Raw genomic sequence first — 12,367 nt, 5'->3', positions numbered from 1 at the left:
CATCAGAATTGAAAATTAAAGCCCAGTGTAAATGTGCGTGGAGCCGCCCAGTTATAATACCCTTCATCATACCCGAAGTAGCTCACCGCTTCCGGATCGCCGCCCTTATACTTTGTCCAGGTAAGCAGGTTGTTACCGGTGGCGTAAATACGCAGGTGTTCAACACCCGAACGTTTCATCCAGTCTGTTTGCATGTTATAGGCTACCGTTAATGCGCGGAGCTTTACAAAGGAGCCATCTTCAAGGAAAAGGGTTTGATTGGGCTGATAAGCATATACCGCGCTCCAGGGATTGTATTGCGGGATCTTGCTATAGTCGCCTTCTACTTTCGACCACCAGCTGATTTCTTTGATCGCCTTTGGATCATCGATCGCTTCCCTGTTGGCAAAATCAAAGCGATCGGCCAGCGCCTGGTTGATCACCTTACGACCAAAAGAATAATTCAGCAGGATATTCACATCCCACGCGCCATAGCGGAAGGTGTTGGTGAAACCTCCGGTAGCAGCAGGTGATAAGCGGCCTTTCATTACACGATCCCCGTCATTGATATTAAAATCGCCATTTAAATCCGTCCATTTGGGATCTCCCTTTTTCAGGGTAACGCCCTGGTACGACATTTTTCTGCCTGTTTTTGGGTTTACAGGTACTTCCTCATCGGAGTTGTAAATGCCTTCATTGAGAAGCAGCCAGTAACGGTCTACCGGCTTTCCTACCAGGAAGCGGCGGTTGTTGATCACCAGGTCAGTAATTCCGTCGGGCAAAGCCATCAGCTTATTCTGATTTGTATAGATATTGATACCGGTGGTCCATTGGAATTTCTTTCCTTTCAATACATCCGCATCGATAGACAGCTCATAGCCATAGTTGCGGATGTCCATACCATTTTTTACAATCCCGGTGTATCCTTCTTCCTCCAGCGTAGGCACCTTCAGTACCAGGTTGCGGTCTGTTTTGGCGTATACGTCCAGCGAGGCACGTAACCGGTCGTGAAAAAGACCAATGTCAATGCCGCCGTTCAGCTGTTCCACTACCGGCCAGGAAGTACCCGGTACTACATAACCGGTGGTGTAAGCAGCGTTGATAACAGGGAAACCGTTGTAGGTAGACATATTGGGCACACCGTTCCAACCTGCGTCCACATTATATACCGGGCCGCCGGTATACATTTCATCCATCAGCAAACGGCCTACACGGCCCCAGCTGGCGCGGACATTCAGGTTGCTCAGCCAGGAAGATTCTTTCAGGAAATCTTCCTTATGTACTTTCCAGGATGCAGATAAAGTGGGCGATATCAGCCAGCGGTTGTCCGCATCCAGGTAAGAACTGCCATCCCTTCTTACATACAGGGAAACAAAATATTTTTCGTTGAAGTTATACCCGATGTTGGTATAGAAAGATGCCAGCCTCGATTGCGTAAAATCTTTGGCATTAAACATCAGGCGGAAGTTGCCGAAGCGGCCTTCTTTCTGCTGATCTGTACCTGGCTGGTAAATCTTCACATAATCGCTGGAACCTTTGTAGGCGCGGCCATAGTCATAGCGCCATTTGTCCCATTGACCATATTGACCGAGCGTTATTTCAACATGATGTTTTCCGGGGAAAGTTTTTGCAAACTGCAGGGAGTTATCGAGGATCATCCGCCTGTTCAGGCCATCGTAGTTGGATACATAGCTGTTGCCTTCCCCGAGCGCCGTAGGCACAAAGAAGTCGCGGAAGTTTTGCCCGTAGTCTATAGCGAAACGGGTATTCCAGGTGAAGTGCGATAAGAAGCTATACTTCGCATTGGCGATGATACGGGCAGAATTATTCTTGTTCCGGTTAATGGTATTTTCCAGCGCCGTATAATACTGTTGCAGGTAGGCTTTGTTGGGTGATAAAGGTGCATCGTAGTTAAAGAGATAGTCTTCATCCCCGGCGCGGTCGCGGATAAATTCATTCCGTTTCCGGTTTTGGTTAGCTACGGAAATATCTGTTGTAAAAATCAGGTTCCTGATGGGCTGAATATTGATGCCGAAGTTTACATCGTAGCGTTTGATCCCTGTTTTATCATATACGCCCTGCTGTGAGGATTGCCCGATGCTGAAACGGAAGTTCGCGTAAGGGGTACCTCCGCTTACGGCTGCCTGGATCCCTTCCGTAAATGCGTTCCGGAGAAAAAGATCGTCCCAGTTAGCGGGGCCATAGTAGCGGGCCTGGGAAGAATCTGCCAGGTAGCGGGGGAAGTTACGCCACTGTGTTTCATCCGCATATTTCTGGTAGAAGGGCAGGCGGAAATCACTTTCGTATCTGCCGTTTACCGCATCTACCGCGGGTTTTAACGATACGCCGGCATAAGCATTTACAGACACCCGCATTTGCCCTACACGGGGCGCTTTGGTAGTGATGTTGATAATGCCGTTGGCTGCATTGGGACCGTATTTTGCGCTGGCTGCAAAATCTTTCAGCACTTCAATACTTTCGATATCGTTGATATCGAGGAAACCAAGCAGGTTGGTTTCTGTTCCCATCCTGTTAAAATCGAACCGCTGGATGTCGTAGGCAAATGCGTGTTCCATGATCAGTGGCACGCCGTCTACCACATAGGTAGGTTGCGCGTAAAACAAATCGCGGTTGCTCAATAGCAGGGAAGAGGTACCTCTTACGAATACGCTGTTGCGTTTTCCGGGTTCTGCCGAAGGAATTCGTACGTCCACTCCCGTTACCCTTCCTATCAGCATCTGATCGATACTGGTATAAGGGAGTTTTTTAACTTCTCCAATGTCTACTGAAGAAATAGCCCCACTGGCACTACGTTTCAGGAAGAGTTCATTGTTGGGAAAATATCCCAGCGTGTCGCGCCTGGTAGATGTCACTTTGGAAAAGGCAAGTGAATCTGCGTTCACACCGGAGGTATCTTTATTATTTTTAAACAACACATTCTGTGCTTCCGATGAGGTACTCACCAGGCACATGGCTGCAAAAAAATAAATACCTCTGTGCAGGAAAAAGTAAAAGTATTTCATACATGCAATATTTAGGAATGAGAATCCCAGGGCGTAAAAGAAGCTTTACACCACATTAATTTTTTTTTGACATGAACGGGCATAGGCTGCCCTGTTCCCTTTAGGGGAATGTCTGTGATTTAGAGTCAGCGCACGCCAGCTATTACAGCACAGTATCTGCCATGCAAAATGCCCTCGTACAGCATAAGCAGGATGCTAAAATAATGTCGACTGTGAAAGGATAACGCCCGTGAAGCAGTTAGGGATAGCGGGTAACCCTGTCAGGATGTAATGAACGTTGAGTCATGGAAACAAGATTAATTAACGTGAAATTTTCATTCGATCTGTAATTCTGGTTTTCAATAATTGGTAGTACCAATGCACAGTGGGGAAACTACAGCAAACACAGGGTCTAACTGGTCATCAATACTATCAATGCTCTTTAAATTCTGGTTGTTTATTTAACGCTACTGTACCAAATGTAATTAGCTAAATGGATTTTTCATAGTTTTTTGTGAATTATTTTTAAAAATTTAATCCGGAGGGGCTACCCCGCCTTCATCTCCATGATCCTTTTTTCACATTCTTCATTCGCAACCACCGACTTATTCTTAATCCGGGTTTTATAAGTGTTAATGGTGTTTACAGCGTACCGGAGGATGTGCGGAAACCGGATCAGGAAAGCGTGATCAAACTGTTTTAACAGCTCTTCCTTTTCATTTTTCAGGTTGATGGAACTGATTTCCGGATACTGGAATTCCAGGATCAGTATGCCCTGTCGGTAGTATAACGCACCAATTCTTCCAGCGCGTCGCGCGTGGGGGAGGGTGAAAAGGTAAAGAGGATCCGGAATGCTTCATCGCGGTAGTCTATCATTTTTTGAGTGGCATAATCGAGGCCACCGGAGCGGTTCACGGTTTCCACTACGAAATTCACTTTCTCTTTATCGGTATGCCGGTGCTTTACAATGTGAAGGATCTTTTTCCGCAGCGCCGGGGCCGCATGCTGCACGGTATAAATGAGAGGGAGGGTTACTTTCTTTTCTTTAATATCGTTGCCGGTAGGTTTGCCGATGTTGGTATTTCTATCATTTGCTGGAGGGCGGCGCGGTAACTGCCATCGTTGATGTCGCCACACAACCCCGCGCACAGCAGCACAAACATGGGACGCATCTGCTTCCCTTTGTGGGCAACAATATCTCCATGATCCTGTTCAGCAACAGTACATCACTTTGCATGGCATCATGAAAAATCTCCTCAAACCGCTGTAGTTCACTACCAATCGTTTCCCTGGCTAATTGCATATGATCATCACTAAAAACGGGGCCGGAATTACGACTTCTGCGGGAAAGTGTAACTCATGACTTTCTTTATTGTTGAAAGCCCAGCACAAAATGCAATTGCTGCATGTGCTTTAGAAAAGCAAGCGTATCCTGTTCCAGTGTACCCGTATCCGTTATATTCAGCTGCGGCGCATAATCCAGTGTATCCCTTACCGTGATACCCAATGTTAACTGCTCGGCTAAAAAAGCCAGCCAGGGCGACAGATCCGTGAACTCCACATGTCCTGTTTCCGGATGACGGAACAGCAGCACAAAATAAACGCCCTTATTTTTCAGGATGTCCTTTGGCTTCGCTACCAGGTGAACCGGGTAATGAAAAGACAACAACCGGTGTTCAGGATTGAGTACCAGCGGTGTGTCCAGCCAGTTGCCGGAAAGGGAATAGGCGGGCGCAGGTATATCTTCCATGTTATACACCTCCATTTCCGCCCACTCAAAAGCGAGGAGGTCGTTGAGGAAGGGAACGCCGTAAGTATCTTCCCAGTTATGTTCTACCGCGTATGTGTAAAACTCCAGGGGTAGTTTCCATACCTGGTACGACTGACACGCATGCCTCGAAAAAAACTCCTTCACCATTTTATTCCACTTTGCGGTGGGAATATGTTTAAATGCAATGGGGAATGCATTTTCCATCGTGTCATGGATCATGTTAAACACCAGCTGGCGATAATGTTTCAGCCGGTGAGGCGCCACGCCGGGCAGCTTTACTTTTTCACCTGTTCTGCAATAGGCGGAAAAAGCTTGCTGGATATGATAAGTGTCAGGCAACAAGTTCATCTTTCCGTTTCCATTGTTTATGACAAATATTTTTCAGTCTTGTTAACTCTCCCTGCAGTTCGGCCATTTCCGGGATATTAAAATCCCTTTCCAGTAAAACCGGCACTGGTTGCAGGTGTTGAATGGTCCATTCAAAAAGGTCGTACACCGGATCTATGATCGGTTCCCCGTGGGTGTCGATGATCAGATCGGGGGCTACCTGCTCATGACCTGCCATATGGATATAAGCCACTTTACCGAGAGGCAGTTGTTGTATAAATGCTTTGGCATCATACTGATGATTGAAAGCATTTACATAAATGTTATTCACATCCAGCAACAGCTGGCAGCCGGATTGTTTTACCACTTCATTAATAAAATCCACTTCACTCATTTCCGCCGCTACCGGTGTGTAATAGGATACAATTTCCATTACCAGTGGCCGCTGCAAATAGTCCTGCACCTGCTGTATACGGCCTGCAATATGCTTTACCGCATCCATCCGGAAAGGGATGGGCAGCAGGTCGTACAGATGTGCATTATCACATTTGGAATAGCTGAGATGCTCTGAATAGATCTGTACGTTGTATTCCCGGAGAAATGTTTTTACGTATTGCAGAAATGATTTGTCCAGTGCTTCTGGGCTGCCGATAGACAGGGAAAGCCCATGACACAGCACCGGGTATTTTTCTACTACACGGTGCAATACTTTTTTCCAGTATCCGCCGATGTTCATCCAGTTTTCAGGGGCAAACTCAATAAAGTCGGGCCGGATGTGTTCACCGCTGATCATTTCTTCCGCAAACTCCCTGCGAAAACCTACACCTACCATGATTGTACATTTTAGGAGGTTAAGATAAAGGTAAAGACCGGCGGGTGCGTACCATACCGGTCTTTGCTTTATCTGGAAAATCAGTTACCGGATTTGGTACTGTCTTTTTTAGCTTTGTCTCCTTTCTTACTTTTTTTATCACCGCATTTTCCTTCACCACATTTACCCTGGCCGCATTTACCTTCTTTTGTTTTACCTGCCGCTGCGCTGTCTTTTTTTGCGCCGCATGCCAGTTCAATTGCGTTGGCAGTATTGCCGGATGCGCCGGTTAATGCGTTTCTTACTGCTGCGCCGGAACCCAGGTTAGTATAACCGGCGGGTTTTGCAGTTACCTGCAATGCAGCCATACCGAGGATAGCACCGGCAACAAGAGAGCCGGAAAACAGTACTTTTTTGCTGATAGGATTGTTGTTTTTCATCTTCTTAAAAATTTAAAAACTGGTGAGAAAATATATGTGTTTGACAGGTAGACGTGGTGACTAAAAAATCCTTACCGGTAATTCAATTATTTTTCCAGTTGCGCTGCTATCAGTACTTCCCACTTACGTTTCACGGATTCGTTCAATGTGGCTTCTGCTGTAATGTTGTGCAGGTGCTTATCAATGGCTTTGCTTTGTTTCACATACCGCCGGCAGAAACGGCAGAATAACAGGTGAAACTGCAATCCTACCCGCTGCCACCGTGGCAACGGTTGTTGTAATTGCTTTTCCGCCAGCAGGGTAGCCTCTTTACAACAAGGCATTAAGGTATGTATGTGATATCCCATGTCAATTACTGAACCAACTTTTTTCCAGGCAGGCTCTCAGTTGTAATTTAGCCCTGTGAATAATAACCCAGTAATTGGACGCGGTAATAGCCAGATCCTTACAGATGTCTGCCGATTTTTTTTCTTCTAAATATTTTTGTTGAAAAAGGGTTTTCCCTATACCGCTCAGTTTATTCATACAGGCGTGTAAAATCCGGAAAAATTCTGCCTGTTCTGATGGATCATGCGCCTCCTGTTTCCAGGCTTTGGGAGCTGTTTCCCGGCGCCAGTGTCCTTTCTCATTAAAAAAGATATGGTGCGGATCAGGATCGTCGCTATGAGCCGTTATACTATCTAATGTTAAAACTATTTTGCCGGATTTCCGGTAGTGGTCAATTATCTTATTTTTCAGGATGGCCGTCAGCCAGGTTTTTTCGCTGCTATCGCCCCGGAACTGTGTTATTGCTTGCAGTCCGCTGAGAAAAGTATCCTGTACCAGATCCTGTGCGAGCTCGCTATCTGATACCTTGCTATACGCAAATTTAAATAAATCTTCTGCGTATAACTTCACCCAGTCCTTTGGATTACAGGTTGTCATTGATTGTTGTACAGTTGTATGAAAAGCTTCTGCCCGCATATGATCGTTTTGCATACTGTAGCAGAAAGCTTACGGGAAATTACCTGTTTTAGTTTTCTCCGCAACCCAAAAAAATGTTAAAGGCGGATAACCGGTAAGGATAGGATAGTAAATGGTGGGATAACAGCATCCACTTTTCAGCATTTTATCCTATTTTTGGCCTGTACCCAATGAAATATGAATTAAACTCGGCCCATGAAAAATGAAATGTCGCCTGTAACGTCCGTTTACTTTGTAACATTACTGAAAGCATATTTACGTGGTACCAAAACAAGACAGGAAGTAATAGATGAATTACGCAGCGTATCCCCGCTGCAACAGAAGGCCGGAGAAGAATCAAACACTGAAGTGAGCAGGTTGCTGTTCCAGACTGCCAGTGAAATCAATGAGCATTATTACCAGGATATTGTAACTGCTATTTCCCATGCTTCCGATACCGCTCCCACACGCGAAGGTGTTATCCACCAGCTGGAGGCGATGCTTACCGGTTATATCACCACGGAACAGCTGATCCAGTGGGCTACCTGGCACAACGAGCCGGATACCGACGATGGAACCGGGTTCTTTGATGATATCGCTGTAGACTATTTCTGCACACAATTATTGCCCGCTTCCGCTGATGAACTGGCGGTGGCCCACTACAAACAGGCGCTGAGGATTTTCCGGTCGGGCCAGCATAACAGCCTGAAAGACAAGGTAGCGCTGGTGTTATTATCTGAAAAGGAAAGACAACGTTTTCTCTTTTACCTCGGTGATTACATACAGGGACATACTTCACCGGAGCAACTGGATGTATACCTGCTTCATAAATTTGGGATGGATCATCACTCCTTTCCTTATATGTCGTCCCTTTCCGCTATTATGCACGATCCGGGGAAATTGCCGGCGCTTCTGCACCTGGCCGCAATGGACGAATAAATACATCATATAAATTCAACATACTAGCTAACCATCAAGCTGCAGCCTCTCAAAGCAGAATTATCGAGCCGGCCCAGTACTTCAAACCGGCCATCGGCATGCATACGGCCAATGTCTTCGGTAGCAATGAACGCACAGGAATAAATATTAGCCAGGTCAATTACATTCATTACGCCCGCGCCTTTGCCGGCAGTGAGCTGGAAAGGATCATTCTCATCCCGTAGCAGTACTTTCATCCACGGAGGCGTTTCAAACAAACCATCACACCTGGAATAAGCCTGCGATAACAGCTCCGTCATGCCGTATTCCGCATGGATACAGGCTGCTCCCAGTCTTTCTTTCAGGAAGGCATGTACTTCCTCACGGGTCCATTCCTCCCTTCTCCCCTTCATGCCACCCGTTTCCATCACAATAGTATTTTTCAGGGAAAGAGTGTACTGTTCTGCAAAATCCAGCAATCCGAAAGTAACGCCTATCAGCAATACCTTTTGTCCGCGTGCTTCCAGCTCCTGCAACTGGCGGAACAACTTATCATGTTCATACAGGTAAAAGCCACTTTCCGGATGCCCGCTGCGGATGGTCATTTCCTGTACCATGCGCACCAGCGAAGAATGTTGCCGCTCCAGGTAAGAAGGTAACAGCCCCACTACCACATAGTCGCTCACCGGGCCGTAAAACTGCTCAAAGGCCGTCATGAAGCTTTGGGTATAGATGGAGGAGTGTTTAACCAGGTGCCGGCTGTTCACCGTTTGGGTGGTGCCGCTGCTTTCAAAGATCAGTTCCGGCTCAAACCGGCCGCATACCACGGTATGTGATTTGAAAAATTGTATGGGGAGAAAGGGAATTTCAAGCATGCTTTTCACCGAAGCAGGCGGGATGTGCAGGGCATCAGTATAGGCCCTGTACAGGTCATTTTCCCGGTACTGGTACTGAAACAGCTCCAGTGCAGCGGCTTCCAGCCCACTTTCGGTTAATGAAAATATATATTCCGGTGATACGGCGGTCATGCAAAGCTGAATTTAAAATCGCACAAAGTTAGGTAGAAGAATAAATCTATCCGCAGTAAGTAACAATTGTCACAAAAAAACGTTTTGGTATAGATGGATAGCGATAACCGAATATTTGTATATTTCCTAAATTAATGTAGGTTTGTTTTATGAAGAAAATTCTGTTTTTGTTCCTGCTGGCCGGGTTATTTTACGCCTGTAAAAAGGATAAAATAGGTACCAAACCCACTCTCAGCTTTAAAGGATATTCGCTCGACAGCGTGGTAGCCAATACCCAGGTAATGTTTGTAACGCTCGATGTCCGGGACGGGGACGGTGATATAGAAGATACTTTGCAGATAGCCCCCCTCTACGATACTAAAATACAGGATACCTTCTACATAGTAAGGCGGATGCCTGAAATTGGCGCCAACAGGGGAAACAGCGTAAAAGCAGAAGTAGCTATCCGGCTCGATCCCGTAGATTTCAGAACCTACCAGAGCCTGAACGACAGCATCCACTTCCTGGTATTTATCCGCGATAATGCCGGAAATATCAGCGATACCCTCGCTACGCCAAAAATACCTTACAACATTCCCTGACAAACGTTACATTCTAAAATATCATACATTTAAGGATTCCTTTTACTAAAGGGATCCTTTTATTTTTAGCTTTACTTTTGATTTTTAGCATATGGATAAAATAGAAGAACTACAGGCAAAGATCGCCGAAGCAATGCTTGGCGGAGGAGATGTACGTATTGCTTCCCAGCACAAAAAAGGTAAGCTCACCGCCCGCGAAAGGATACAGCTGCTGATGGATGAAGGCTCTTTTGAAGAACTGGATATGCTGGTCACTAACCGCAACCGCGGTCTCACGGCCGACCAGGAGCAGTTTCTCGGCGACGGTGTAGTAACCGGCTACGGAACTATCCACGGCCGCTTGACCTATGTTTTCTCACAGGACTTCACCGTATATGGCGGTAGTTTATCCGAACCACATGCCCGCAAGATCTGCAAGATCATGGACCTGGCTATGCAAAACGGCGCTCCCCTCATTGGTTTAAACGACAGTGGCGGCGCGCGTATCCAGGAAGGCGTGGTGAGTCTTGGCGGCTATGCCGATATCTTTTACCGCAACACCAGGGCTTCCGGCGTAATCCCGCAGATCTCCGCCATTATGGGCCCCTGCGCCGGCGGCGCCGTATACTCCCCTGCTATCACCGACTTCATCATGATGGTGGAACAAACCTCCTATATGTTTGTGACCGGGCCTAACGTAGTAAAAACCGTTACCCATGAAGAAGTAACTTCAGAAGAACTGGGTGGCGCCCAAACACATGCCGCCAAAAGCGGTGTAACCCATTTCGCCTGCGCCAATGAAATAGAATGCATCCAGTATATTAAACAGCTCCTGGGCTATGTGCCGCAGAACTGTGAAGAAACAGCGCCGGTATACCCGTACGAACCTGGCAATGAACTAAGGGAAGCCCTCAACACGCTCATCCCGGAACATCCGAACCAGCCATACGACATGAAAGAGGCCATCGCACAGATTACGGATGCCGACAGCTTCTTTGAGGTACATAAAAATTTTGCAGAAAACATGATCGTGGGCTTTGCCCGCATCGCCGGCAGAAGTATCGGTATAGTAGCCAATCAGCCGGCCCACCTCGCCGGGGTACTGGATATTCACGCCTCCGTAAAAGGCGCCCGGTTTACCCGCTTCTGCGATGCGTTTAACATCCCGTTGCTGGTACTGGTAGACGTTCCCGGCTTCCTGCCAGGCACCGACCAGGAATGGAACGGCATTATCACCAACGGCGCCAAACTGCTGTACGCACTCAGCGAGGCCACCGTACCCAAACTTACCGTTACCACCCGCAAAGCCTATGGCGGCGCTTACTGCGTGATGAATTCCAAACACATCGGCGCAGATCTTAACTTCGCTTTTCCACAAGCCGAAATTGCCGTAATGGGCGCCAAAGGCGCCGTGGAGATCATCTTCAAAAGAGAAATCGATGCCGCCCCTGATCCGGAAGCACGCATGAACGAACTGGTGGCCGACTATACAGAGAGGTTCGCAAATCCTTACCTGGCAGCAGAAAAGGGATACATCGACGAAGTGATCAAACCGGAAATGACCCGTATCAAACTGATCAAGGCTTTCAAAATGCTTGAAAATAAAGTGGTAAATATGCCGCGAAAAAAACATGGCAATATACCTTTGTAGCAACTGGCTTCCCGCTTTTTAGTACTAAAAAGCGGGAGGCTAAAAGCTAAACATATGCTCCGCAGCCTTTTCAATCTTATTCTCTTCACTTCTGTTTATATTTCCGGATGCGCCATCGGGATGATCTGGCAAACCAACCAGCTGCTGGCCCTCGACTACCCGCATAATACCTTTTATCTTTTTGTTTTCTTTTCCACTATCTGCAGCTACAATTTTCACTGGTACCTCACACCCGGCAGCTACTCGGCTTCGGAAAGAATACTTTGGGGTAACCGTCACCGTGCCCTCATGCTCACTTTATGCGGCATTGGCCTGGCAGGTTCTCTATGGTTTTTCTGGCAACTCCGCGAACACTGGCTGGTACTAAGCGGCAGCGCAGTACTCACTTTTTTATACTCTGCCCCCAAAGTGCCGCACAAAGCATTCCGGTGGCTCAGCAAAATAGCCATCGGCAAAACCTTATTCCTCACCTTCGTATGGACGTATGTAACTACTGTGCTTCCTGCGCTGATAGCCAGCAACATAGTTACCCAGCCACTGGTGTATCTTACTATACACCGCTTTGGACTCATCTACGCGATCTGTATTTTATTTGATTACCGCGACCTGGAATCAGATAAGAAAGAAGGCATCCGTAGCCTGATCACCGCCCTGGACGAGAAAAACCTGATGCGGCTCTACTATTCGTCTCTCGTGATAGCCGCCATAAGCGCCGGTTTAATGTGGCCCTATACCACGCTGCCTGCTGTTGTTACCCTGATAATACCTGTTATCGCCACCGCACTCATCACCCGTAAAGCGCAGCACACCGATTCCGATTACCTGTTCTACTTCGTACTGGATGGCTTCATGGCCTTGTCAGCCCTATTATATCTCATGATCGTTTAAACCGGGCAGCACAATCCCGCGTTTTCCTTACATTTGTCGCGTCACAATCT

General features: G+C 47.1%; 12 protein-coding genes. 4 read left to right on the top strand and 8 right to left on the bottom strand.

Annotated elements, in window-relative coordinates:
* Positions 1-2: 2 nt before the first annotated feature.
* The 7 genes from ACMXI2_RS04540 to ACMXI2_RS04510 all read right to left on the bottom strand — a co-directional run bounded on the left by ACMXI2_RS04540 (position 3) and on the right by ACMXI2_RS04510 (position 7,308).
* Complete coding sequence (locus tag ACMXI2_RS04540; protein ID WP_483780517.1) at positions 3-3,002, bottom strand: SusC/RagA family TonB-linked outer membrane protein; 3,000 nt, start codon at positions 3,000-3,002, stop codon at positions 3-5.
* 744 nt (positions 3,003-3,746) lie between these two features.
* On the bottom strand, positions 3,747-4,118 hold the full coding sequence (locus ACMXI2_RS04535; protein WP_483780516.1) for a polyprenyl synthetase family protein: 372 nt from the start codon (positions 4,116-4,118) through the stop codon (positions 3,747-3,749).
* Positions 4,119-4,350: 232 nt separating this feature from the next.
* Positions 4,351-5,100: an HvfC/BufC N-terminal domain-containing protein gene (locus tag ACMXI2_RS04530; RefSeq protein ID WP_483780515.1), complete on the bottom strand. Its 750-nt coding sequence runs from the start codon at positions 5,098-5,100 to the stop codon at positions 4,351-4,353.
* Positions 5,084-5,911 (bottom strand): HvfB family MNIO-type RiPP peptide maturase, encoded by an 828-nt coding sequence (locus ACMXI2_RS04525; RefSeq protein ID WP_483780514.1) that lies wholly within the window; start codon positions 5,909-5,911, stop codon positions 5,084-5,086. The genes ACMXI2_RS04530 and ACMXI2_RS04525 overlap by 17 nt, the downstream gene beginning before the upstream one ends.
* Before the next feature lie 80 nt (positions 5,912-5,991).
* On the bottom strand, positions 5,992-6,330 hold the full coding sequence (locus ACMXI2_RS04520; protein WP_483780513.1) for a hypothetical protein: 339 nt from the start codon (positions 6,328-6,330) through the stop codon (positions 5,992-5,994).
* 86 nt (positions 6,331-6,416) lie between these two features.
* On the bottom strand, positions 6,417-6,653 hold the full coding sequence (locus tag ACMXI2_RS04515; protein ID WP_483780512.1) for an anti-sigma factor family protein: 237 nt from the start codon (positions 6,651-6,653) through the stop codon (positions 6,417-6,419).
* A gap of 25 nt (positions 6,654-6,678) precedes the next feature.
* Positions 6,679-7,308, bottom strand: coding sequence for a sigma-70 family RNA polymerase sigma factor (locus ACMXI2_RS04510; RefSeq protein ID WP_483780511.1), 630 nt, complete (start codon positions 7,306-7,308; stop codon positions 6,679-6,681).
* A 180-nt stretch (positions 7,309-7,488) separates the two neighbouring features.
* Here ACMXI2_RS04510 and ACMXI2_RS04505 point away from each other — a divergent pair, with 180 nt between their 5' ends.
* Positions 7,489-8,211: a hypothetical protein gene (locus ACMXI2_RS04505; protein ID WP_483780510.1), complete on the top strand. Its 723-nt coding sequence runs from the start codon at positions 7,489-7,491 to the stop codon at positions 8,209-8,211.
* Between the two features lie 23 nt (positions 8,212-8,234).
* On the opposite strand, the gene ACMXI2_RS04500 is transcribed toward ACMXI2_RS04505, so the two are convergent.
* Complete coding sequence (locus tag ACMXI2_RS04500) at positions 8,235-9,218, bottom strand: LuxE/PaaK family acyltransferase (protein ID WP_483780509.1); 984 nt, start codon at positions 9,216-9,218, stop codon at positions 8,235-8,237.
* 149 nt (positions 9,219-9,367) lie between these two features.
* On the opposite strand from ACMXI2_RS04500, the gene ACMXI2_RS04495 reads away from it, so the two are divergent.
* From ACMXI2_RS04495 to ACMXI2_RS04485, 3 genes are all read left to right on the top strand, one after another.
* A complete protein-coding gene (locus ACMXI2_RS04495) occupies positions 9,368-9,799 on the top strand; it encodes a hypothetical protein (protein ID WP_079468735.1) in 432 nt (143 codons plus the stop codon).
* 91 nt (positions 9,800-9,890) lie between these two features.
* Entirely contained in the window at positions 9,891-11,429 is a 1,539-nt protein-coding gene (locus tag ACMXI2_RS04490) for an acyl-CoA carboxylase subunit beta (protein ID WP_483780508.1), read from the top strand.
* Between the two features lie 54 nt (positions 11,430-11,483).
* Positions 11,484-12,317: a UbiA family prenyltransferase gene (locus ACMXI2_RS04485; RefSeq protein ID WP_483780507.1), complete on the top strand. Its 834-nt coding sequence runs from the start codon at positions 11,484-11,486 to the stop codon at positions 12,315-12,317.
* The last annotated feature ends 50 nt before the right edge of the window (positions 12,318-12,367 follow it).

It is taken from the genome of Chitinophaga sp. G7 BAM 1005 (assembly GCF_057126945.1).
Note: the sequence above shows the minus strand (reverse complement) of the source record. Positions and strands in the feature narration are given on the sequence as shown.